Below are 23,989 nucleotides of genomic sequence, written 5' to 3' on the forward strand. Positions count from 1 at the left end.
GTCGCTGGGGATGTGCCAGCGCCGCTCGGGAGGATTTGGACTTATGCGTGTACGCTTCGATGCTCTCCGCCGACGCTGGAGCTCTCCCCACCTGCTCGCCGCGCTGGCGCTGGCGAGCGCGTTCGCGGCGGGGTGCTCCTCCGACGAGGCCCCGCCAACGACGCTTGGTCGCCCGGATCAACCGCGGAACGGCACGCTCGAGATCGACGAAGCGCGGCTGCTGGGCGTGATCGACGGGAGCGATCTGCGCCTCCAGATCCCGGTGCGCAACCTGACCGCCGGCGCGACGAGCGGCCACCTGCGCGTCACGCTCGTCGATCTCGACGCGGACAGGGAACAAGGCACGACCGAGGTCGACCTGGAGATCGCGGGCCAGACGGCGACGACCGCGGAGGCGCGCCTTCCGGCGCCGGCCGTGAGCGCGCAGCCGGGCCTCGCGCGGTACCTCGTCCGTGTCGACGACGGGTCGGAGGAGGGGCTGCTCGTCACGCGGAGCCTCCTGCGCGTCATCCCGCCCTACGACGTGCAGCTCGAGGGGCCGGCGCGCGTGGTGCGCGGGCGCACCGCGAGCTACCGCGTGCGCGCGACCGATGCTTTCTCCCATCAGCCGGTGCCCAACGTGGACGTCGAGCTCGCGGTGGGCGAGGGGGCGCGGCCGCTCCGCGGGACGACCGACGCGCTCGGCGCCGCGGTGTTCGAGGTGGAGCCCGGCGCGCTCGGCGCGCACCCCGTCTCCGCGCAGGCGCTCGGCTTCGGCGTCAACGCGGCCCTCACGGCGAACATCACCGTCGAGGGCCCCGGCCCGAAGCTGCTCCTCACCACCGACAAGCCGCTCTACAAGCCCGGCCAGACGATCCACCTGCGCGCGCTCGCGCTCGAGCGGGGGAACAACGCGCCGCTCGTCCGCGAGGCGATCACGTTCGAGGTGGAGGACGGCAAGGGCAACAAGATCTTCAAGAAGCCCATCGAGACCGACGCCTACGGCGTCGCCGCGACGACGTTCCGGATCGGCTCCATCGTGAACACCGGCGAGTTCAAGGTGCGCCTCGTGAGCGGGGAGACCACGACGGAGAAGGTCGTGACCGTGGGGCAGTACGCGCTGCCCAAGTTCGAGGTCGCCGTGAGGACCGACAGGCCGTGGTACACCGCGGGTGACACGCTGACCGGCACCATCGACGCGCGCTATTTCTTCGGCAAGAACGTCGCCGGCGGCAGCGTGACCATCGAGGCGGCGTCGCTGGACGTCGGTCAGACGACGTTCCAGCGCATCGTGGGCGAGCTCGACGCCGAGGGCCATTACGGGTTCAGCCTGACGCTTCCGCCGAGCCTCGCGGGCCTGCCGCTGGAGCAGGGCGACGCGGCCGTGACGCTCACCGTCACCGTCGCGGACACGGCGGGGCAGGAGGTCACGAAGGCGATCCCGGTCAAGGTCGCCGCCGACGCGGCCTCGATCGTGCTCGTGCCCGAGGCGCGCGAGCTCGTCCCGGGGATCCCCAACACCCTTCTTCTCTTCGTCACCGACCCGCTCGGGGCGCCGCTCGCCGACACGGAGGCGGTCATCACGGCGCCGGACGGCGCGCAGCTCACCGCGCGCACCGACGCCTTCGGCCAGGCCGCGGTGAGCTTCACCCCGCCGGTCGGCACGGCGGACGGCGCGTTCGAGGTGCGGGCGACGGTGGGGGCGCGGGCGGTCACGCGGAGGTTCTCGTTCGCCACGCAGACGGGCGGCGAGCACCTGCTCGTGCGCACCGACCGGGCCGTCTACGAGACCGGCGAGACGGTCGAGGTCACCATCGAGTCGAGCGAGGAGGCCGGCAGCGTCTACGTCGACTGGCTGAACGACGGTCAGGCCGTGGACATGCGCTCTCTCGAGCTCGAGGGCGGGCGCGCCCGTTTCAGCATGCCTGTCGACGCCGGATTGCTCGGCAGCAACCGGGTCGAGGCCTACCTCGTCGACGACGATGGCAACCTGGTCCGCTCCGGCCGCACCGTGTTCGCGCGGGGCGACTCCGCGCTGAGCGTCGAGGTCGAGGCCGACAAGCCCCTGTATGCGCCGGGGGAGACGGCGACGCTGCGGCTGTCGGTCAAGGACGACGCGGGGAACCCGAAGGTCGCCGCGCTCGGCGTCCAGGTGGTCGATCAGGCGGTCTTCGCGCTCGTCGACGCCCAGCCGGGGCTGCTCCGCACCTACTTCGAGCTGGAGGACGAGTTCGCGAAGCCGAGCTACGAGATCCACGGCCCGGCCGCGAACCTCCAGGACCTGCTGTTCAACGCGACAGCGAGCGAGGACCCCGAGCAGGCCGAGGCCGCGCAGGTGAAGACCCAGGCCTCGCTCGCCGCGCTCGCCGGCACGTCGCTCACCGGCCTCCAGGCGCGCACGTGGCCCGCCGTGCTGGCGAAGGTGCCGGCGGAGCTCGCGCCGTTCTACGAGCGCCAGAAGGGCGTGATGAAGCCCTGGCTCGCGGAGGCCGCCGCGGCCGCCGCGCGGGAGCTGAAGGCGCTCGGCTGCGACGCCACCCAGTTCAGCTGCAACGGGCAGGGCGTGTACGTCGAGCTGCTCGGGAATCGGGTCGCCGAGCGCCTGCGCGCCTTCGACGTGTGGGGCAACGCGTACCGGGTGGCCTCCAGCTGGAGCGGGTTCACGCTGCAATCGTCGGGGCCCGACGAGGTGGCGCAGAGCCAGGACGACGCGACGTTCGCGTTCTCGTTCAGCGATCTCGGGGTCCAGGTGCCCACGCAGGACTGGGCAGAAGGGGGCATCCCCGGCGACGCGGACGGCGGCTGGGTCAACGGCGGCGCGACCGGGGGAACCGGAGCGGGCGGCGGCTCGGCCGGGGATCCGAGCGCGGAGCCCGGCGGCGACGACGGGGGCGGGCCGCGCGTCCGGCGCGAGTTCCCGGAGACCCTCTACGTCAACCCGAGCGTGATCACGAGCCCCGACGGCACGGCCACCCTGAGCATCCCGCTCGCGGACAGCATCACCGAGTGGCGGCTCTCGGCGCTGGCGAACTCCACGGACGGCAAGCTCGGCGGCATCCAGAGCGGCTTCAAGGTGTTCCAGGACTTCTTCGTCGACGTGAGCTTCCCGGCGACGCTCACGCGCGGCGACGAGGTCGAGTTCCCGATCGCCGTCTACAACTACCTGGAGACGCCGCAGACGGTCGATCTCACCCTCGAGCCGGGGAGCTGGTACACCCCGCTCGACGTGACGTCGAAGCAGGTGTCCCTCGCGGCGGGCGAGGTGCGCGGCGTCCGGTTCCCGGTGAAGGTGAACACGGTGGGCGTCAACTCGCTCACGGTCACCGCGCGGGGCAGCGCGGGCGCCGACGCGGTGGCCCGCACCGTGCGCGTGGTCCCGGACGGGAAGCCCTTCGCAGAGAGCGCGTCTGGCATGCTCGCGTCGGGCAGCGCCGAGCACGCGCTGTCGTTCCCTGCGGACGCGGTCCCCGGCTCGAACCAGCTCTATCTCGAGATCTACCCCGCGTTCCTGTCGCAGGTCGTGAGCGGCATGGACAGCATGCTCCAGATCCCGAATGGCTGCTTCGAGCAGACCACCTCGACGACCTGGCCCAACGTGCTCGTCACGCAGTACATGAAGCAGACAGGCCAGATCACCCCGGAGATCCAGATGAAGGCGGAGTCGCTGATCTCGGCGGGGTACCAGCGATTGCTCACGTTCGAGCACCCGGGCGGCGGCTTCTCGTGGTTCGGCGAGCAGGACGGGCATCCGTACCTGTCGGTCACCGCGTTCGGCGTCATGGAGTTCGCCGACATGATCAAGGTCCACACCGTGGACGAGGCGATGCTCGCCCGGACCGTCGCCTGGCTCGCCGGGCAGCAGAAGGCGGACGGCACGTGGGAAGGCGACCAGACCGAGTTCTTCAGCTTCCACACGGGCACGCTCCGCAACAGCGCCTTCGTGCTCTGGGCGCTCGCGAGCGCGGGGTACACCGGGCCCGAGATCGGGACGGGGCTCGCCTACCTGGGCCGCTCGCTGAAGCCGGCGACCGACGACCTGTACACGCTGGCGATCGCGGCCAACGCGCTCGCCGTGGCCGACCCCTCCGGCGCGCTGACCGACGGCGTGCTCGACGCGCTGGACCAGCGCAAGTCTGCGGAAGGAGACGCATTTTACTGGGATGACGGTGGCACGCAGACCTCGTTCTACGAGTCCGGGAACGACGCCAGGGTCACGACCACCGCGCTCGCGGTCCACGCGCTGCTCTCCGCGGGCGCCCACCGGTCGAGCGCCGACGGCGGCGTGAAGTTCCTGACCCAGTCGAAGGACCCGAACGGCAACTTCGGCTCCACCCAGGCGACGATCTGGAGCCTGCGCACCCTGCTCCTCGCCGCGAGCAAGGGCACGGAGGGCGCCACGGGGAGGGTGACCGTCGCGGTCGACGGCGCGTCGGCGGGCGCGGTCCTCCTGTCGGAGGAACAGTCCGACGTCATGACGACGGTCGACCTCACGCACCTCGCGACCGCGGGAGCGCACGACGTCACGATCGCGTTCTCGGGGGAGGGGAAGCTCAGCTACAACCTGGTCGGCCGCCACAACCTGCCGTGGAGCGCGGTCCCGAGCGACGCGGGCGGGCCGCTCGCGGTCAGCGTCATGTACGACAAGACCCAGCTGTACGTGGACGACATCGTGACGGCGTCGCTGAGCGTCCAGAACAAGACGGACTCGGTGCAGAGCATGGTCCTCGTGACCGTGGGGCTGCCGCCCGGCTTCCAGCTCCTGACCGAGGATCTCCAGGAGTACATCGCGGCGGGCCAGCTCTCGAGGTTCGAGATCACGGGCAAGCAGCTGATCCTCTACGTGAAGGAGATCCCTGCGGGGCGCGCGGCCACCTTCGCTTACCGGCTGCAAGCGACCATGCCTGTCCGGGCGGAGGACGGCGGCGCCGAGGCGCACCCGTACTACCAGCCGGAGCAGCAGAGCTTCTCCGGAGCGCAGACCTTCGAGGTGGCGGCGGAGTGAAGGGCTGAGCGGGCGAGGGGCGCGCCCGCGGGGGCGCGGCCGGCGCCCCTGCGCCGGCGGGCGCTGGCGCGTGGATCAGGGGCAGGCGACGCGCCAGGCGTCGAGGTCGAGCTTCTTGATCAAGGTCGAGAGCCCGAGCGGCTTCGTGGCGGCGCAGACGGCGTTCGCCTGCGAGGCGTCGACGTACTCCGCGTGGAACACCGCCTTGCCGGCGCGGATGAACGGGGTGAGCATGTCGCACTCGTCGTATTCGTGGCACTCCTCGTTCAGGGCCCAGTCGAAGCTCCCCACCAGGTCTCTCACCTGATCGAGATCGTTCTTCAGCCCGATGGACAGCCCGCGCGCGTGCGCCTCGGCGGCCAGGAAGCGGTTGTAATCGAGCTGCGTCGCCGCCGTCAGCGGGAAGCCGGGGCCGTTGGTGTAGCCGTCGACGTTGTCGGGCTCCACGCCGTCGCAGCGCTTCTGCACCGCGAGGTCCAGCCGAGCCTTCATGACGTCGCGCACGCCGGCGTTGCGGGTGTCGAGCCACCGCTCGCCCGGCCAGCCGTCGAGCGGGTTGCCGAGCGCCGCGGCGGGGAACTTCGACGCGTCGTCGCGCCAGTCCTCGCTGCTCCCCGCGCTGAAGTAGCAGATCACCTTCTTTCCGGCCGCGCGCAGCGTGTCGATCTTCGCCTGCGGGGCGTCGAAGAGATCGATATCGTACATGGCGACATCGAGGCTGGTGTCGATGGTGCCCGTGAGCTGCCATTGCCACGTCGTCCCGGGCGCGGGGACCCAGATGCCGGTGCCAGTGGAGCCGCCGCTGCCGCCGGAGCCGCCGGAGCCGCCGGCGCCGCCGGAGCCGCCGCTGCCGTCGGCGCCGCCGGAGCCGCCGGAGCCGCCGGTGCCGCCGCTGCCGCCGGCGCCGCCGCTGCCGCCGGAGCCGCCGCTGCCGCCGGAGCCGCCGGAGCCGCCGCTGCCGTCGGCGCCGCCAGAGCCGCCGGAGCCGCCGGTGCCGGCGCCAGTGGAGCCGCCGCTGGTCGTGCCCGTGAGGACGAGCTTGTCGAGCATCGAGCTGTCGGCGGAGCTGCTCGTCGCGTACCGGATCTTGAGGGTCCCGCCCGCCACGAACCGCCCGAGCGATCCCGGCAGGCTCAGGCTCGCGCTCGTCCAGGACCAGTCGCGCGCGAACGCGTTGTCGCCGACCGGGACCCAGGCGCGGGCGACCGCGTCCCACGCCTCGAAGGTCCAGCGCATGGCCGACCTCGCCGGGCCGCGGTAATTCACGCCCAGCGCGAGGGACGCGAGCTGCGTCGCCGAGGTGCCCTTGGGGAGCGCGTACTCGCACGTCGCGCTCGTGCCGGGCGCGAACTCGACGTACTTGCTCCACACGTCCTGCTGGCCCGTGAGCTCCGCCGTCGCGAGCGCGGCGGCCGTCTGCCCGGCGCCGATGCTGCCCCGGCTCACCGTCAGCCTGGAGCAGGTCATCGTGAGGGCGCCGGTGACCGCGTCGCCGCTCGCCGCCGAGGCGATCTCCGCGTCGGAGCCCGGATCCGCGCCGCACCCGGCGGCGGCGAGCGCCGCGGCCAGGCTCACGAGGGCATGGCGCAGGGGGCCGCGGATCGCGAGAGAGGTCGCCGGTCGGATGGGATAAGTCATGCTCGTCTCCTGTCGTGCTGGTCGTTCGTGAAGCCAGGCGCACGTCGGCGCGATGCGCCTCCAGACGCTCCGGTGCCCGCGACGGCTCCCGGCGATCGCGGCTCCCGCAGCGTCACCGCGCGCCAGAGAGGCGCCGGTCCGTGCGCGCCGCGGAGGCACTGCAAGGCGGGGACCAGCGCGCGCTCCGCGTCTTCCGCGCGGCGGCGCGCGCTGCCGTTGCTGCGGGTTGCGCAAGCGTCGTACACTTGCGCAACCCTCGAACGGCATGGCGGAGCGAGACCCTCGTCGACAGGCAGCTTCTCCGCCGAGCGCGGCGCCGCCGCCGAGCGCGGCCGAGGTCGCGACCGAGCTCGACGCCGCGGAGAGCGCGCCCAGCGAGCGGACGCCGCAGGGCCAGGCCTCCCTGATCGTCCGCGCCGGTGATGGCGCGGCGCGGGTGATCGATCTCACCGACGGCGATGTGGTCGCGGTCGGCCGCGCGCCGGAGTGCACGGTCTGCGTGGACGACGCCCGCGTCTCGCGCAACCACGCGCGCGTCGCGCGGCGGGGCCAGGTCGTCGCGCTCGTCGACCTCGGGAGCCGCAATGGCACGTCGGTGAACGGCGCCGTCGTGCGCGGGGCGGAGCGGGCCCTCGCCGGCGGCGACGTGATCCGCATCGGCCCGGCCGAGATCGTCGTCGCGATCGCGGCGGCGGCGCCCGTCGAGGCGGCGCCGCTGGGGGCCGCACCGGAGGCGCTGGAGGGCCCGCCCTCCGGCGCCGGCTTTGTCGTCGCGGACGAGGCGATGGTGAAGGTCTTCCAGGTGGTGCAGCGCCTCGCGCGCGCGCAGACGACGGTGCTCGTGCTCGGCGAGACGGGTTCGGGGAAAGAGGTCGTCTCCGAGCAGCTCCACCGCATAAGCCCGCGCGCCGGGGGCCCGTTCGTGAGGCTCAGCTGCGCGGCGCTGCCCGAGGCGCTGCTCGAGAGCGAGCTCTTCGGGCACGAGAAGGCCGCCTTCACCGGGGCGGATCGCCGCAAGATCGGCTACTTCGAGGCGGCGCAGGGCGGCACGCTGCTGCTCGACGAGATCGGCGAGCTGCCCCTCGCCATGCAGGCCAAGCTCCTGCGCGTGCTCGAGAGCCGGCGCGTGGCGCGGATCGGCGGCACGCAGGAGGTCGAGCTCGACGTGCGCGTCGTGTGCGCCACGCACAGGGACCTCCAGGCCGAGGTGGCGGCCGGGAGGTTCCGGCAGGATCTCTACTATCGCATCAGCACGTTCGTCCTCCGCGTCCCGCCGCTGCGCGAGCGGCGTGCCGAGATCGCGCTGCTCGCGCACCGCTTCGCGCAGCAGGTCGCCGGGCGCATGGGGGAGCGGGCGCCGCGCTTCGCGCCCGCGGCGACACAGGCGCTCGAGGCGCACGCGTGGCCCGGCAACCTGCGCGAGCTGCGCAACGCGGTGGAGCACGCCGTCGTGCTGGCCGAGGGCGGCGTCATCGAGGTCGAGCACCTTCCGGCCTCCGTGGTGGAGGGCGCCGAGGGCGCCGCGCCCCCCGCGAGCGCGGGCGCGGGCGCACCCCCGGCGAGCACGGGGGCGCCGCCGCCGTCCGCCGACGGGACGATGCCGGCGCGCCTCGCCGAGCTGGAGAAGCGGAGCATCGAGGACGCCCTCGCCGCCGAGGGGAACAACCAGACGCGCGCGGCGAAGCGACTCGGCATCTCGCGGCGCGCGCTGCTCTACAAGCTGGACAAGTACGACATCAGGCGGTGAGCCGCGGGGAGCGCGCATGGGCGCCGCGCCCGGGAGCCGGCGCGCTTCGGCGAGGGGGGATGCTGGTGGAGTCGCCGGTCGCGAGCCGGCGCGCGAGCTCGGCCAGGTCTCGCTCGAACGCCTCGGCGTGCTCCTTCCAGACACGCCGGGTGATGGCGAGGTGGATCGTCCGGCTCATGCGCGGGCTGCCTGGTTCCGCCTGTTTCGGGATCGTGCCTGCATCCCCGCGCTCCTGGTGGATCAACGGGCTTTCATGGGTAAACAGGATATCCGAGCAGCCGTCTCGTCTAGAATCCCTTCTTCCGGAGGACGAACTGTCCGCCATCGGTCGGCGGAGCGTAGCGCTTTCCCGAAAAATCGAGGGCCGTTTCCCAGGCCCCGCTGACCCAAACGCCGCCTTTCGTATCGACGGCGACGTGCGTCAGGCCGTTCGGGTTACCGGTCGCGAACTCGACGCTCTCGCCCTTCGTTCCGTCTGCCGCGAAGCGCGTGAGGCGCCCTCCTTTGGCATCTTCTTCCGTGCCGAGCCAGCCGAAGCGACCGGCCACGTAGCTTTGACCATCGCCGCCCAGGGCCAGCGCGTTGCCGTAATAGTCTGGTCCGCCGAGCCGGCTCGCCCAGCGCACTGTCTCACCGTCCTCGAAATCATAGAGGACCGACTCCGATCTCTCCTCGTCGAAGATGTCCGTGTGATCGAGGAAGGTCGATGTCGACGTCTGTGAGGCGAGGAGGAGGAGGCGTCCAGAGGCGGTCGACTTCAGGTCTTTCACATAGTCGAAGCTCGCCCCGCCAAAGCGGAGCGCGCGCAGGGGATCGCCGCTCTCCGGGTCGAGCCAGGCGAGCCAGCCGTTGTAGACGGCTGGATCGTCCTGCCCTCCAGCCTTTTCGAGCTCTGTCCCTCCGATCGTGAGTCTTCCAGTGAACGCGCCGCCGGCGAGGATCTCACCGCCACGATTGAACGTGAGGGCAATCGTGTATCCCTGGCTGATATCGTGCTCGAACGTCGTGCGCCAGATCTCTTCGAGGGTCGACCCGGAGAACTTCATGATCCGAGGTTTTTGTACGGACGCGTCGTCGTTGTACACGCCGAGGCCAACGACGACGTCGCCGTCCGCGTCGACCGCCATCGTGCTCAGAGGAGAGCTGCCTTCGAGGGTGACCCCGACCGCAAGGGCGATCGAAAAGTCGGGGTTCACCTTGACCAGATAAAACCCTTCCTCGACGGCCGTGAGGGTGAACTCGCCGAAGGTCATGTCCATGTAGAGCTGACCGACGAGGAAGATCGAGCCTTTCGCGTCGATCGCCATCAACTCTGGCTCAGCGGCTCCGGGCAGCGCGAGCGCGTGGAGAACTTCTCCGGTCGCCGAGTACTCCGCGAGAAAGGGTTCGCCGATCGAATCGGGGAGGAGCTCCGCGGGAGCTCGAGCTCCGACCGTGACGACCGAGCCATCTGGGGTCGCTGCGAGCGGTTGACCGAGGCCAAAGGCGTTGCGCCGCGGGAAGCTCAGGAGAAATTCCTCGCCGGCCCCATCGGGGTCGGGCTGCGCTCCGCCGCTCCCGTTCGCGCCGCCGCTCGCAGCGCCGCCGCTTGCTGCGCCACCCGCACCGCCATTTGCTCCACCTGACGCCGTTCCACCGGCGCCCGCGCCCCCGGTCGACGCATCTCCGCCGGACGCGTTCTCCGCAGTCGCCGCCGGTCCGCCCGTCGTCCCGCACGCGAGGAGAACGAAGGGCAACGCGAGAGCGATGAAGCGGCGTACCTGCGACGTCGGGATCTGACCAAGGCCGACCTTGGCACACGCTGACACGCGTCCAGGGTCGCGGTTTCCTCGGCCGAGGCCGAGGGCCAGCGCGATCCCAGAGCTTTTCCGGAGACTTCGAAGAGGCGAGGAGGGGGGCATCGTTCCCGTCGGAGCAGACTTCGTGCCGCTTTGGTGCCTCGCCCTCGAGGGGCCAATGGGCGTCTTCCTGGCAGGGGAAGTTCCCTGGTCGCCTCCGGGGTTCCCCTTCTACGTCAGGGAAGATGTCGCCGAGGGAAGAGCCCGCGGCCGCCGGCGTCGTCGCGGCGCTACCCGCTGCAGCAGCGGAACCCGATCGTGTGATCGGTGTCGGCGCGCTCGCGCTCGTCGCGCGCGTCGCACCGGAGCTCTTCGAGCGTGCCCTCGCTGTCGAACGCCCCGCCCCGGGTCCTGCAGAGGTCGCCGGAGCCGACGTCGTCGGAGCACGCGTCTTCCCACTCGCGGACGTTTCCGCTCATGTGCTGCAGGCCGAGATAGCCGCCCTCGCATGCCAGGCTGGTGTCGTCGCCGACCGGCACCGTCTCGGTGCTGTCGCCGTTGCACTGGAGAGCGTCGAACTCGCCGGTGGAGTGAGCGAGCGCGCCGTGCTTGCTGCACGCGTCGAACCACTCGCCCTGCGCCATGTCACCGCGGAACGGCAGCGGGCCGCCGTGGCGCTCGCCGCAGAGGCGCTTGCCCTGGCTCTTGCAGAAGGCGCGCGCGTCGCACCAGTCGACGCAGGTGGCGGGGTGCTCGTCCTCCTTGCGGCGCGCCGTGCACACGGGGGGCGCGTCGGGCTCGGTGTCGTCGAAATCGAAGGTGCCGTTGAACGCGCAGAACGGCTCCTGCCCCGCGACGTCCGGCCGCGTGGCGAGGAAGGCGCGGTAGGCGGCGTTCGACACCTCGGTTCGATCGACGCAGAACGAGCTCTCGATCGTCACCATGCCGGCGGGGCACTGGCAGACGCCCTCGGTGCACGCGGCCGTCGTGCAGTCGGCGCTGGCGTCGCAGGGCTGGCCGTACAGGCACGAGGCGTTGCCGGCCCCGGGCTCGCAGGTGAGGCCGTGCAGCGGGCGCACGAGCGAGCACGCCGAGAGGAGGGCCACCGCCAGGGCGGCGGCGCCGCCGCGGGCGCGGGCCGACGCGCGCATCAGAAGGCCCCCGCGACGCCCGCGGCGCTGCCGGCGATGAACGGCCGGAGTGCCGTCGCGCCGGCCTTCAGGGGCTGCGCCGCGGCCGGCCGGGTCATGTAGAGCCACGCCGCGGCGCCCAGCGCGACGACGCCCACGCCGAGGCCGACGTCGGCGATGGCGTGCTGGACCCGGATGGCGCGCACCTCGTCCTCCGCGCAGCGCGGGGCGCACGTGGCGCGCAGGTCGGCCTCGGCGCTCAGCGAGAGGGCGCCGGCGACGGCGAACACCGCGAGGCCAGCGACGCCGACGGCGCCGGAGGCCCACACGAGCCCCGGGACCGAGGGCTCCGCGGGGGGCGCGGCGCGCGGGGCGAGCGGGCGAGGGGAGGTGGGGGCGCCGGCCGCAAGCGCGCCCAGGGTCACGGTGAGCGGGCGGTTCTTCTCGCCCTCGCGGATCAGCACGCGCTCCTCGACGGCGGGGCCCGCCGCGGGCTCGAAGCGGAAGGTGCGTGGACCCGGGTCGACCGGCAGCGCCTTGCCGTCGAGCGCCGCGGCGAGGGGACGCCCGTCCACGAGCACGCGCACGTCGAGGCGCTCTCGCCCGTGCGCGTCCTTCGCGGCGACGACCACGGAGGGCAGGCTCCGCTCGACCTCGGCGAGCCACGGCCCGCAGTCGGCCACGGCGGCCGCCGGGCACGTCGGCTGCGAGCAGACGACCAGCGCGGCGCGCGCCTCGATCAGCCGACCGTCGCGGCGGAGGCCCTGCGCGCGCTCGTAGGCGTCGGCGCACGCCTGCTTGTGGGGCGCGGCGTCGGCGCGCGCGCCGGTGAGCGAGAGCGCCGCCGCGGCGGCGAGGGAGAGCGCGAGCCGGGGGCGGGCGGGACACGCGGGGTTCATCGGTTCACAGGCACTCGGGCTTGAGCCGGCGTATGCCGGCCTTGTCCACGGTATAGGGCGGGGAGCAGCGCTGGGCGTCGGCGCGGGTCGCGCGCGGCGCGGGTGCGGGCGCGCGCGCGCCGGCTGCGGGGCGCGCCGGGCGCTGTGCGGGTGCTGGCGCGGCGGCGCTCGCCGGGGCGGCCGGGGCGGCGCTCGCCGGGCTCGCCACGATGGCGCTCGCCGGGGCGGCCGCGGCGGTGCTCGCCGGGCTCGCCGCGATGGCGCTCGCCGGGGCCGCCGCGGCGGCGCTCGACGAGCTCGCTGCGACGGCGCTCGCCGCGCTCGCCGTCGAGGCGCTGGCCGGCTGCGCCGCGGGCACGTGGGCCGCGCGCGCGGCGTCCTCCGGGCCGGGAGGGGCGCCGCGCCACGACTGCGCCGCGAGCGCGGCCGCGCCGCCGAGGAGCAGCGCGCCGAGCAGCGCGAGCAGCGGGCGCGCGCGCTTCCTCGCCGTGGGGGGCGGCCCCTCGCGCCGCGCGCCGTCGGTCGCAGGCAGCCCCAGCGAGATCCCGCTGGACGTCACCGATCCGGGCGGGGGCTCAGCCGCCGGCGTCCCTTGCTCGAGGGCTCTCGACGGGATCGAGGGCGCGGTCTCTGCCAGCCCCCGCGCCGGGCCGCCCGGCGGCGTGGGCTCGCCTTCGTCTTCTGCCCCGTCGCCGGGCGCGCCCGACCCACCCCGCGCGGCCGCGCCCGAGCTGGCCGTCGCCGGGCCGCCCGGGATCGCCGCCGACGCGCTCTCGATGGCGGCGACGCGCGCCGCCCGCCGCGCGAGCGCGTCGCCGGCGAGCGCCTCCACCCACTCGCCCACGGCGCGCGGCGACGCGAGCGGGACGGCGTCCTCGATGGCGACCGCGAGCTCGCGGGCGGTCGGGTAGCGGCCCTCCGGGTTCCGCTCCAGCGCACGGAGGACGATGGCGTCGAGCGCAGGCGGCACGTGCGCCGCGAGCGAGCTCGGAGGCAGGATCGGCTCCTCGAGCACGGCCCGGATGAGGTCGCCCTCGTCGCCGCCGTCGAAGAGCCGGCGGCCTGCGAGCGCCTCCCAGAGGACCGCGCCCGCCGCGAACACGTCGGTCCGCCGGGTCACGTCGGCGCAGAGGACCTGCTCGGGGGCCATGTACGCGAGCTTGCCCTTGATCTGCCCGCCGCGGGTGATGCTGAGCCGCCCGCGCGCCTTGGCGATGCCGAAGTCGAGCAGCCGCGCCGCCCCGTCGACGCCGACGAGCACGTTCTCGGGCGAGACGTCCCGGTGCACGATGCCGAGCGGCTCGCCCGACTCGGTGCGCGCCTCGTGGGCCGCGTGCAGGCCGTGGAGCGCGCCGCACGCGATGCTCGCGACGATGGGCACCGGCGCCGGCGCGCCGCCCGCGCGCGCCGCCCGGAGCAGCCGCGCCAGCGACTCGCCCCGCACGTACTCCATGACAAGGAACGCCTCGTCCTCGGCGAGGAGGAGGTCGACCATGGCGACGACGTTGGGGTGCTGGATGCGCGCGACGATGCGGGCCTCGTCGCGCAGGCTCTCGGCGATCTCGGGCGCCTCGGCGAGCGCGGGGTGCAGCCGCTTGATGGCCACGGTGCGCGAGAAGCCCGCGTCGCCGACGAGCCGGCCGAGGTGCACGGACGCCATCCCGCCGGATGCGATCGCGCCGTACAGCAGATACCGCCCGATGGGCCTGGGCTGCGACGGCTCCGGCGACATGCCGGTGGGATGATACACGAGCGCGCCCGGCGCCGCCTGGGAGGCGCCGGCGCGGGCAGCGGGCCTCAGCTCGGGAGGGGCGTGCTCGGCTCGACGAAGCAGAGGCGGTAGCCGTCGGGGTCGGCGACGACGACCTCCCGTGTGTGCCACGGCTGGTCGCGCGGCCCGTCGACGGCGGCGCCGGCCGCCGCGGCGCGCGCGGCGATGGTCTCGATGCCGCGGTCGCCGGCGGCGCTGAAGCAGACGATGACGCCGAGGCCGCGCTGCCCCGCGAGCGAGACCCCCGGCGGCGTCGCGACGAGGAAGAGATCGGCATAACGCGCCCAGCGCAGGTGGATGAACACCGGATCCCGGTGGACGCGGGTGAAGCCGAGGAGCTCGTAGAACGAGGCGGAGCGCTCCGCGTCGGTGACGAGGAGCTTGACGTAAGCGGGCATCACGTAGGGGTCGTCGCCGGGCATGGTCGCTGGGCGCGAAGGTGCGCTGCGCCGGGCCGGAAGGCAAGGCGCGAGCGCCGGACGGGGCAGCGGCCGTCCGCGAGCCCGGCGGTCCGCTGGGCAGCGCGCGAGGGATCGGGAGAGCGGAACGGGCTCTGGGGCGGATAGCACTGCTGCGGGAAGCTGCCCCGGATCGGCAGAGAAACCGCCAAGGCGCCGAGGTCGCCAAGGGGAGAAGAGGAGGTGCCGTTCCGGCATTCCCTCTCCCAGCTCCCTGGTTTCTTGGCGCCCTTGGCGCCCTTGGCGCCCTTGGCGCCATGGCGGTTCGCTTCCCCCTCCGACTTCCCGCAGTAGATCTTGTGCTGGCTTCTCGGCACACAATGATAGTGCGCAATTCACCAGTCGCCCGTGACAACGAAGGACCCCGTCCGCGTAACCATCGTATTGGTCTGCGTCTCCTCACCCCCCGGTGAGTGACGGCGGCCACCCGGACCGCGGCTCCGAGCCTCGCGGACCGCGATCCCTGGAGCCCAGAAAGTGTCACCTAGAGCGACAAACGGGTTGAAACCCCGAGAAAAAGCGGGAGTTTCACAGGGAGGCGAGGAGGCGGGGAGCGAGAGACGGCGAGAAGAAGAATTTTTTCTCTCTCTCTTCCTCCCCGCCTCCTCGCCTCCCTGTGAAAATTCTCCGGGTTTCAACATGATTGGTGTCCTAGGCTCCCGGCCTAACGTGTTAGGTACGGACCGGTGGCCTGGGTAACGGTTCAGACCGGGAGCCTGGGTAGCACCCGGACGGACCGGGAGCTTAGGTGACACATGTCGTAGAGGACTGGCGACGGAGGAGCGCTGGTGCCTTGGAAAGAGACATGTTCAGTGGACGAGAGACTTCGGTTCATCGCGCAGGTCAACGAGTCGGACGAGACGTTCGCGGAGCTGTGCCGGCGGTTCGGCATCAGCCGGAAGACGGGGTACAAGTGGGTGGAGCGCTACGAGCAGGCCGGACCGAGCGGGCTGGAGGAGCGGCGGCCCGTGGCGCGCTCGTTCCCGCATGCGACGCCAGCGGCGCTCATCGACGCGCTGATCGAGCTGCGGAAGGAGCGCCCCACGTGGGGGCCGAAGAAGCTGCGTGCGCGGCTGGAGAGCCTGGGCGTCGAGGGGCTGCCAGCAACGAGCACCATCGGCGAGTTGCTCAAGAAGCACGGGCTGATCCGGCCCCGTCGGCGCCGCGTGGTGACGCCGACGACCGCGATGCCGTCGCCGCTGGCTCCAGCCGAGCAGCCGAATGACACGTGGTGCGCCGATTTCAAAGGGCACTTCGCGCTCGGCGACAGGACGCGCTGCCACCCGCTGACGTTGACGGACCAGGCGTCGCGGTACCTGCTCAAGTGCGAGGGCGTGGCGAAGCCGGACGAGGCCTCGGTGCGGCCGCACTTCGAGCGCGCGTTCCGCGAGTTCGGGCTGCCGCACCGCATCCGCTCCGATAACGGCCCGCCGTTCGCCACGATTGGCATCGGTGGGCTCTCGGCGCTCTCGGTCAGCTGGATCAAGCTCGGCATTCATCCCGAGCGGATCGAGCCCGGTAAGCCGCAGCAGAACGGCCGTCACGAGCGAATGCACAAGACGTTGAAGGCGGAGGCGACATCGCCGCCAGAAGCCAACTTGGCAGCGCAGCAGCGCGTCTTCGACCGGTTTCGGCACGAGTACAATGATCAGCGTCCGCACGAGGCGCTCGGCCAGAGGACGCCGGCTTCGCGCTACACGCCCTCGCGCCGCTCGATGCCGAGCAAGCCCTCGTCGCCGGAGTACCCGGACACGATGGCCGTTCGACGCCTGGACGAGCAAGGACGGATGCTGTTCGGGGGCGCGCAGACCAACGTCTCCACACTGCTCGCCGGCGAGCCCGTGGGGCTGACTCCGATCGCCGATGACGTCTGGGAGCTGTACTACGGCCCGGTCCTGCTCGCGCAGGTCACCCTCAAGAACAAGGAGCTGAAGCTGGCCAGGGCGCGGTGACCTGCGCGAACTCACGCCGGATCGTGAGGAGAGGCTCGTGTGTACCGCGACCACGGGGAGCGGTTCGTGTATAGATCCAGGCGGTCCGAGAAAGTGCGGCGAGCGTGTCGCGTCGACGAGGATCCGGTCCCTGTTTCCAGTCCTCCCGGAGCAGGGGTCCGTGGCTCAAGGAAGTGTCACCGCAGCTCCCGGTCAGAAGTGTTACCAGGGCTCCGCTCGTACATTACCAGGGATCCCGGTCGTTCACTGCGCAGCCCGGGCGCCCTCCTGGGCAGCCCCGGCGGTGCTGCTGCGCAGCCCGGGCGGCCCTCCTGGGCGGCCTCGGCGTCCTCCAGCGCAGCCCCCGCGACCCTCCTGCGTACCCATTTGGGTGTCCTATCGTACGATCGCGTGGCTCCAGCGCAGCCCCCGCGACCCTCCTGCGCACCTACTTTGGTGTCCTATCGTACGATCGCGTGGCTCCAGCGCAGCCCCGGCGCCCTCCTGGCCGGCCAATTGGTGCCTTGCGTTGCCATGGCTCGACGCCTGCGCATGGCCGTCGCCGCTGCTGCGCAGCCTCGGCGTCCGCTTGCGCGGCGCAGAGGCCGAGTCGCTCGGCGACCTCCAGGGCCGCGTATCTGTCGCCAGGGATCGTCGTGAGGCGCTCCATGAGAGCTTGTCCGTCGGTCTCCACGATGTACGTCTCCAGCCGCTTGCCGCTCTCGCTGAGCACGGCAAACGTCGTGCTGGTCCTCGGCGCTCTTCTCGAAAACGCCGCCCCGCGCGCGCCGTAAGCCCCGTGCCCGTTGTTACCGGGTCGGGTCAGCGTAGCATTGCCGTCGCAGCGCGCCGCCTCGGCCCGCTGCGTTCGAAAAAGGGAAACATCCTATGCACATGCAACTAGCTCGCGCTTGTTTTCGCGTGCTGTCGGTCGCTTCGGTCGTCGCCCTCCTGGGGTGCAACGTCGAGGTCGAGAGCCCGGATCAGGGCAACGGCGACGTCGACGGGGGCGAGGACGAGGCGATCGGCGCCGCCGAGCAGGCGTTTGCCGCGTTCGGGTACAGCAGCGCCACCGCGACGTCGGGCAACGCCTTCCAGAACCTCGGCACCTGGAGCGGGAACGCGGCCTACCTCATGGGCGTGACCGGAAACCTCCGGGACGGTGGCAACGTCGCGATGTACAGCTGGCTCGGCACGGCGCGCGTGTTCGCGCACGCCGACTCGGGTGTGTCGGTTCGTGCCTACGGTGGGCTCGCCAACCCCGGCACCATGATCCCGCAAGTCGGTTACTCCAACAACAGCTATACCACGACCAGCCCCAGGGTGTACCTCGCGTCCACCAGCAACAACCGACGCTGCTTCCTGACGCAGGTCATCAACTACGAGGGCGGCGACAACTTCGCCAGCGCGTCGGACTACATCGGCGTGGTGAAAGACGGCGGCGCTTGGTACCTCCACGGGCAGGGGAAGGTCGCGGGCTACGCGAGCTGCGTCCAGGTGACGGACCACCTCGGCGAGGCCTACCACGGCATCCAGGCAGGGTCGGTGAACCTCGGCCCCGCGGTGGACGGCAAGACGTGCTGGCTCAAGGGGATCGGCGGCATTCTCCGCGGCGGCGTCTCCACCGGCGTGGTCGTCCAGTACGACGCCACCCAGTCCAGGTGGGAGATGAACGTCTCCACGAACACGCAGGGCTTCGTGGAGTGCAACATCTGATCGGCCGAGGTCCGGCGCCGGCGATCCTCTCGAGGATCGTCGCGCGCTCGGCTTCGTTGGCCGCTCGCGCTCAGGCGGTCGCCTTCTTGCGCTTCCGCGCCGGGAGCGCACGGCCGCTACGAGGCGTCTGAGTTTCAGATAGCAGCGCCTGGACCGCGGCCTGCGGTCACGACCTGACGCCTCGCGCGTTGGGGCGAATGGACAGGAGGTACCGATGGACGAGCCCTGTGGACGCGATCTGGCGAACAACGCGGTGGTTCCCGAGCGGCTGGCTGAGCTGTTCCGACACGTGGCCGACAACCTGGAAGCCCACGCGCGCTGGGTGGGCAGCGCGACGCCCGAGGCCCGCCGCGAACACGACGCGATGCGCCGGGTGGCCGCCGGCTACCGCGAGATCGGCGAGGCGGCGGGCCGCGCCGCGGAGACGATGCGGGCTGCGGGCGATTTGCCCGCCGCCCCCCACGACCTCGCGCGCTTCGACCGCGGCGCCTTCGAGGCGTGGATGCGCCGCAAGATCGAGCTTCAGCGCGGTTTTGCGGCGCTGCTGCTCGAGCACGCCGAAGCCTCCGAGCGCGTCCTGCGCTCCATGGCGGCCGACGATCGCGGCTGACGGCCGCGCGCTGCGTCAGTCCATCGTTCACCCGCTACGGTGCAGGAGGGTGACGATTTTTGTTCGGTGCGCCAGGTGTGCGCCGGTAACACGATCACGGCGAACTGCAGGACTATCGGTGGGGTTGCCAGCTGTGTTTATCAAGACAGCTTTGGCGGGTATGAGCGCCGTTGAACATCAGCTGTAAGCAGGAAGATCCGGCATTGGGGTGGCAGTGTGAGTGCAGCGCGGCGGACCGTCACGTCATCACCGTCGACGCCGAAGACGCGATGGACGCCTGTGACACCGCCGCCGCGCCGTGCCAGGAACTGGCGAACCAGGGCGCGACCTCAGCAACCGCCGAGTGACGGGTCCGGTGTCAGGGACGGCATTCCCAGCCGATTCCCGTCTGGCGCTCGGCCGACGCGGCGCGGCTTACTTGGTCGCCTGGGCCGCCGGCTCGACGACGCAGCGGATGCCGAGGAACCCGCAGCGGTACGTCGCCTCGAAGCCGCCCGGCCGCGCGGTCCTGACGAGCGGCGCGATGCCGTCGCGCCAGCTGCCGCCGCGGGCGATGCGCATCTTGCCCTTGCCGTCGTTGGCGTTGGTGGTCCACTCGAAGACGTTGCCCGCCAGGTCCTGGATGCCCTGCGGGCTGGCGCCGGCCGGGAAGCTCCCCACGTCGCACGCGGTCTTGCGCACGGTGCCGCCGCCGGACCAGCAGAGCTGATCCTTCGGCGCCTCCTCGCCCCACGGATACGGCCGCGCCTCCTCGCCGCCGCGGGCCGCCCACTCCCACTCGTCGTCGCGCGGCAGCCGCTTGCCCTGCGCCGCGCAGTAGGCCTGGGCCTGCGAGAAGTCGACGCAGACCATCGGCTGCTTCTCCTTGCCGGCCACGCCGTAGGTCGACGCCTCCTTGGCGCAATTGGCCAACGTATCCGTGCATTTGCCATCCTTGACGCACGCCGCGAAGGCCTCCGCGGTGACCTCGGTCCTGTCGACGCAGAGGTCACTCACGGTGGCCTTCACCTTGAGCGGGCCCATCACGAAGCTGCCGCCCGGGACCCGGGCCATGCCCTCGGGGCAGCCGTCCGATGGCCTCGTCGCCTCGGCGGGCGCGGCGGGCGGCTCGGCGCCGGGCTGCCCGGCGCTCGCCTGCGCCGAGGTCGCCGTCGGCTCGGGCTGGGGCGACGCCGGGGCGAGCGCCGCCCCGGTCGGGGCGGGGCTCGTGGCCGCAGGCTGCGCAGCGGGCGCCTGATCGGCGGGCGGGCCGCCGGGAGCCGCGGGGGCGGCGCCGCACGCGACGGCGAGGACGCCGCTCGCAGCGGCGAGGAGGAACAGCGAGGAGATGGCGCGGAGCGTGGTGTGGGATCGCATGATGTCTCAGGAGGCGGTCACGGTCGGCGCCGGCTCGTCTTCCAGCCATTGCTCCTGGATGACGATCGCCGGCAACAAGGTGAACGGCCCGTCGTAGCCCGGGCCGAACGTCAGGATCTGGATCACCCGCCGATCGCCGCGGCGGATCGGGAACATCACCTCGCCCCCGCGCGGGAGCTCGCTGCCGCCGCGGGGCGGATCGATCCAGAAGGCCACGCCCTCGGTCTTCCCGCCGAGCAGCGAGATGGCCGAGACGGTGAGCTCCGGGCAGCGGATGCGCAGCCACTCCCTCGCCCTGTACGCGCGGCAGCCCGCGGCCGCGGGGCCGGCGCGGGAGAGGCGGACGCGGGGCGCCGCCTTCCACTCGGCGGCCGTGGGCTGCCTGGACGGCTCGGGCGGGAAGGGCGCGGCGTCGAGGGGCAGCTCGTCGCCGGCGTCGGTCGCGCCGGCGTCGGTCGCGCCGGCATCGGTCGCGCCGGCGTCGGCCGTGGCGCTCGCCGCGGCCTTGGACGCGCCGCCGGGCTGCGAGGCGCTCACCTCGGCCCTGGGCGCGCCGCCTGGCTGCGCGCCGGGCGCCCCCGACGTCGCGGCCAGGACGGAGGCCACGCCAGCGACCATCAAGGCGAGCAGCATGGAGCGCGGCCTCATAACGTCTCCAGGAACGCCACGAGCGCCGCCCTGTCCTCGGGCGACAGGTGGCTTGTCTTGCCCATCCAGTCGGCGTTCTGCTCGATGAGCTCTGCCAGCGTGCCGGCGCGCCCGTCGTGAAGGTACGGCGGCCGGCCTCCGACGAAGCGCAGCGACGGCGTCTTGTACTCGGGGCGCGGATCCTCGTCGTAGCCCGGCGGCGGCGGTCGCTTCGGCATCGGGTACGCCGTGCGATCGGTGAAATCGCTCGTGGGGACGTGGCAGCGGGAGCACTTCGCCTCGTCGCTGTGGAAGATCTCCCGGCCGCGCTTCACGCGCTCGTCCGGCGCCCTTTCGGCGCCTGGCGGCGTGACGAGGCCCCGCCGGAGGAACATCGCGAGATAGGTCGCCCGCGCCGCGAGGCTGGTCGGCGTATGGTCGATCGGCAACCCGCCCCAGCGGTGCAGCCCCATGCCCGTCTGGAGCCTGCTCACGAGGTCCTCGCTCTCGCCGTGCCAGCCGTACGGCCCGGCCGCGCCCACGTTGCCGGCGAGCATCGGGGTGCGCCGCGCAGCCCCTCGCTTCCTGGCGACCTCGGGGATGTTCTCCGGCCGCCCGACGAAGTTCGCGTGCTCGCCGTCGGCCGTGCTGAAGGTGGCCTCGCGCCAGACGTACCCGTCGTCGCGCCCGTCGGGGTGGCATCCCGCGCAGCCGAGGTTGCCGCTCACCGTGGCGTCGAGCGCGTTGTAGAAGAGCCGGCGGCCCTTCGCGACCTCCGGCCCGAGCGGATCGTCGGCGAGGTGCACGAGCGCCGACGGCCCTTCCGCCGCGCCCGCGGCGGCTGACGCCGGCGCGGGGCCGGCCGAGCCCGCCGCTCCCACGGGCGCGACGGTCGAGCCCGCCGCCGCGTCGTGCAGCCGGATCGCCGCCACGTCGCCTGTCGATCGGCAGAAGACCCATGCCGTCGCCTCGTCCGCGGAGAGCGCGAGGCCTGTCGGCGCGCCGCACGTGCCGGCCACGCGGATGTGCGGATCGTAGCGGCCGCCGACCGGGTAGCTCTTCACGATCGCGAGCGTCGGATCGACCGCGGTCGCGTCCACCTCGAGAACGAGATCGTCGCCCTCGCCCGCGACGAGCAGCGTGCGCGCGCGCTTGCGGTACGCCATGGCGCGCGGCTGGGTGACGGGCGTGACGCCCGCGCCGGGCAGGGTGATCACGCTCTCCGGGGTGATCACCTGCTCCGCGAACGCCGACCGGAGCACCGGCAGGTTGCCGTGGTGCGGCGGGGCGAGCGGCTCGTCCCGGCCGGTGATCAGCACGTCCACCGTCGCGGCGCCGAACCACGCGGCGTGGCCCATGGCGCCGAGCGCGTGCCGCGCCGCGAACAGGCGCCGCCCGTCCTCGGAGAGCGAGAGCGCATACCCCAGCGACGCGGCGAGCCGCTCGCCCGACGGCGCGCGCAGCGGCGAGGCGGGCAGGGCGACGCGCCGGACCTTCGGCGCCCCGCCGAGATCGTCGATCCTCGTGAGATCGGCGCCGACGAGGTGGCTCACGTACGCGGCGCTGCCGTCGGGCAGCACCGCCACGCCCCGCGGCTCGCGCGCCACGTCGACGGTCCACCGCGTCTGCCCGGCCTCGAGGTCGACGGCCGAGACCTTGTGGGTCCACGCCGAGGTCACGATCGCGGTCTTCTCGTCGGGCGTGACCGCGATGCCCCACGCGTCGGCGGGCAGCGGCACGCGGCCCACCTCGACGAGGCCGGCCGCAGGATCCGGCCGGAGGATCAGCAGCAGCCCCGGGTCGCGGACGGTGGCGAGCACGCGCGCGTCGCGCTCGCCGCGCCCGCCGAGCGCGAGCACCTGCGCGGGCCTGCCCGGCGCGGGGACCCCTGCGCCGGGCCGGGCGGGGTCGAGCGGCAGCGGCACGACGCGCACGACGCCGTGGTCCTCGTCGGCCACATAGAGCACGTCCTCGCGCGCGGCGCGGGACAGGGCGCCGCCCTCGCGGACCGGCGCGCGCAGCGGCGCGGCCGCGGCCGGAGGCAGGGGAGCGGCCGGAGCGCCCGCGCCGCTGGCGCCGCTGACCGAGGAGCTCGCGCTGCCGGCCGGGCCAGGCCCCGCGTCCGTGCCGGGCGCGGGGCCGCGGGAGCAGGCGCTCGCGGCGAGCGCGAGGAGCGCGGCGAGGTGGCGTGTCGCGGGGAGGGGCGGCAAGGGATCGCCGGATGTTCGCGTGCCTTCGCGCCCCGGGTCAACGGCCGCGCTGCGGGAGGGCGCGACGGCGCTGCTCCCTCATGCTCCTCCGGTTCCGGTTCCGGTTCCGGTTCCGGTCATGGAGTCATGCGGTCATGCCGTCATCCGGGGGCGCCCGCCGCGCCGAGATCATGTCGCGGCTCCGGCACCGGCGCGCGGCTCGGCGTCGCGCCACACGAGCGCGCGCCACGCGCCCCGCTCGAAGATCTCCGGTCGACGGTCGGTGAGGAGCGGCGCATAACGCGCCACGATCTCCGGAACGTCGGTGGACACGAGCCCCGAGAGGATCAACGTCCCGCGGGGAGCCAGGCGCGCCACGATCCGAGGGGCGAGCGCCGTGAGGACGTCGCGGAGGATGTTGGCCACGACGATGTCGAACGTCCCGTCCGGCCACGTCGTCGAGAAGCTCACGCGCGCTTCCACCCCGCTCCGCCGCGCGTTGTCCGCCGCGATCGCGTTCGCGGCGGCGTCGATGTCGACGCCCATCGCCTCGCCGCCGAGCTTCGCGGCGCCGATCGAGAGGATCCCCGTCCCGCTCCCCACGTCGAAGACGCGAAAGCCGCTGCGTGGCGCGAACGACGCGAGCGCCTGGAGGCACATCCGCGTGCTCTCGTGCCGGCCGTCGCCGAACGCGTGGCTCGGGCCGAGGACGATGGTGCGGTCGTCGACCTCCGCGCCCCGTGGATCGGTGATCACGCGAAAGCGAGGCGGCACGTCAACGAGGGTCGAACGGTCGCTCATGCGTCGTCGAAGTCTGCCACCGCGGCGGCCCGGGTGTCAGCTCCCCGGTGTCGATGCCCTCGGCGGTCGCCCGCATCACCTCGGCGACGCCCACCCCCACCACCGGCGCCCCCGCCCGCCTCCAGGCGGAAGGGCCCATCGAGCGCGGCGAGGGACGTACACCCGCACGCTGAAACCGACGACGAAGGCGACGCGACGAACGAAACGAACATGACGGACGCAACGAACGTGATGAACGTGATGAACGTGATGAACGTGAAGCGAATGAAGAAAAATATCCTATAGAAACTTCATAGAAACACGCGCCCATGCATCGTCCTTGGCAAATCCTGGGCCCGTGTATGGCTGAGACCATCC

Annotated in this window: 17 protein-coding genes; 6 read left to right on the plus strand and 11 right to left on the minus strand. The window is 72.7% G+C overall.

Translation table 11 applies throughout. From position 1 onward, the window contains the following. The first annotated feature begins 43 nt into the window (after positions 1-43). On the plus strand, positions 44-4,981 hold the full coding sequence (locus tag ACSRUE_RS27645; RefSeq protein WP_441286211.1) for an MG2 domain-containing protein: 4,938 nt from the start codon (positions 44-46) through the stop codon (positions 4,979-4,981). A gap of 75 nt (positions 4,982-5,056) precedes the next feature. Here the strand turns inward: ACSRUE_RS27645 and ACSRUE_RS27650 are convergent, their stop codons facing one another. Beyond that, the gene (locus tag ACSRUE_RS27650) at positions 5,057-6,619 is read right to left on the minus strand and encodes an endo alpha-1,4 polygalactosaminidase (RefSeq protein WP_441286212.1); all 1,563 of its coding nucleotides are present in this window, start codon (positions 6,617-6,619) and stop codon (positions 5,057-5,059) included. 265 nt (positions 6,620-6,884) lie between these two features. On the opposite strand from ACSRUE_RS27650, the gene ACSRUE_RS27655 reads away from it, so the two are divergent. Beyond that, entirely contained in the window at positions 6,885-8,366 is a 1,482-nt protein-coding gene (locus ACSRUE_RS27655) for a sigma 54-interacting transcriptional regulator (RefSeq protein WP_441286213.1), read from the plus strand. Here ACSRUE_RS27655 and ACSRUE_RS27660 read toward each other — a convergent pair. The 6 genes from ACSRUE_RS27660 to ACSRUE_RS27685 form a co-directional block, all read right to left on the minus strand. Then, the gene (locus tag ACSRUE_RS27660; RefSeq protein ID WP_441286214.1) at positions 8,356-8,544 is read right to left on the minus strand and encodes a hypothetical protein; all 189 of its coding nucleotides are present in this window, start codon (positions 8,542-8,544) and stop codon (positions 8,356-8,358) included. The genes ACSRUE_RS27655 and ACSRUE_RS27660 overlap by 11 nt on opposite strands. Positions 8,545-8,653: 109 nt before the next feature. Continuing rightward, entirely contained in the window at positions 8,654-9,673 is a 1,020-nt protein-coding gene (locus ACSRUE_RS27665; protein ID WP_441286215.1) for a hypothetical protein, read from the minus strand. Between the two features lie 761 nt (positions 9,674-10,434). Next, positions 10,435-11,295 (minus strand): formylglycine-generating enzyme family protein, encoded by an 861-nt coding sequence (locus ACSRUE_RS27670; protein WP_441286216.1) that lies wholly within the window; start codon positions 11,293-11,295, stop codon positions 10,435-10,437. After that, a complete protein-coding gene (locus tag ACSRUE_RS27675) occupies positions 11,295-12,173 on the minus strand; it encodes a hypothetical protein (RefSeq protein WP_441286217.1) in 879 nt (292 codons plus the stop codon). The genes ACSRUE_RS27670 and ACSRUE_RS27675 overlap by 1 nt, the downstream gene beginning before the upstream one ends. Before the next feature lie 4 nt (positions 12,174-12,177). Continuing rightward, positions 12,178-13,905 carry a serine/threonine-protein kinase gene (locus ACSRUE_RS27680; protein ID WP_441286218.1) on the minus strand — a complete coding sequence of 576 codons (1,728 nt, stop codon included), beginning with the start codon at positions 13,903-13,905 and terminating at the stop codon, positions 12,178-12,180. Between the two features lie 65 nt (positions 13,906-13,970). Then, a complete protein-coding gene (locus ACSRUE_RS27685; protein ID WP_441286219.1) occupies positions 13,971-14,366 on the minus strand; it encodes a VOC family protein in 396 nt (131 codons plus the stop codon). An 824-nt stretch (positions 14,367-15,190) separates the two neighbouring features. Between ACSRUE_RS27685 and ACSRUE_RS27690 the strand changes: the two genes are divergently transcribed. The 4 genes from ACSRUE_RS27690 to ACSRUE_RS27705 all read left to right on the plus strand — a co-directional run bounded on the left by ACSRUE_RS27690 (position 15,191) and on the right by ACSRUE_RS27705 (position 19,006). Then, complete coding sequence (locus ACSRUE_RS27690; RefSeq protein ID WP_437767246.1) at positions 15,191-16,354, plus strand: IS481 family transposase; 1,164 nt, start codon at positions 15,191-15,193, stop codon at positions 16,352-16,354. Between the two features lie 873 nt (positions 16,355-17,227). Next, on the plus strand, positions 17,228-18,049 hold the full coding sequence (locus ACSRUE_RS27695; protein ID WP_441286220.1) for a hypothetical protein: 822 nt from the start codon (positions 17,228-17,230) through the stop codon (positions 18,047-18,049). A 214-nt stretch (positions 18,050-18,263) separates the two neighbouring features. Continuing rightward, positions 18,264-18,659: a hypothetical protein gene (locus tag ACSRUE_RS27700; protein ID WP_441286221.1), complete on the plus strand. Its 396-nt coding sequence runs from the start codon at positions 18,264-18,266 to the stop codon at positions 18,657-18,659. Positions 18,660-18,829: 170 nt separating this feature from the next. Then, positions 18,830-19,006 (plus strand): hypothetical protein, encoded by a 177-nt coding sequence (locus tag ACSRUE_RS27705; protein ID WP_441286222.1) that lies wholly within the window; start codon positions 18,830-18,832, stop codon positions 19,004-19,006. A gap of 67 nt (positions 19,007-19,073) precedes the next feature. On the opposite strand, the gene ACSRUE_RS27710 is transcribed toward ACSRUE_RS27705, so the two are convergent. The 4 genes from ACSRUE_RS27710 to ACSRUE_RS27725 form a co-directional block, all read right to left on the minus strand. Next, positions 19,074-20,015 carry a formylglycine-generating enzyme family protein gene (locus tag ACSRUE_RS27710; RefSeq protein WP_441286223.1) on the minus strand — a complete coding sequence of 314 codons (942 nt, stop codon included), beginning with the start codon at positions 20,013-20,015 and terminating at the stop codon, positions 19,074-19,076. Positions 20,016-20,021: 6 nt separating this feature from the next. Then, entirely contained in the window at positions 20,022-20,648 is a 627-nt protein-coding gene (locus ACSRUE_RS27715) for a hypothetical protein (protein WP_441286224.1), read from the minus strand. Between the two features lie 11 nt (positions 20,649-20,659). Continuing rightward, entirely contained in the window at positions 20,660-22,852 is a 2,193-nt protein-coding gene (locus tag ACSRUE_RS27720; RefSeq protein WP_441286225.1) for a hypothetical protein, read from the minus strand. A gap of 168 nt (positions 22,853-23,020) precedes the next feature. Beyond that, positions 23,021-23,632: a 50S ribosomal protein L11 methyltransferase gene (locus tag ACSRUE_RS27725; RefSeq protein ID WP_441286226.1), complete on the minus strand. Its 612-nt coding sequence runs from the start codon at positions 23,630-23,632 to the stop codon at positions 23,021-23,023. Positions 23,633-23,989 lie beyond the last annotated feature (357 nt).

The organism is Sorangium sp. KYC3313 (assembly GCF_052075895.1).
GTDB classification, from domain to species: Bacteria; Myxococcota_A; Polyangia; order Polyangiales; family Polyangiaceae; genus Sorangium; species Sorangium cellulosum_B.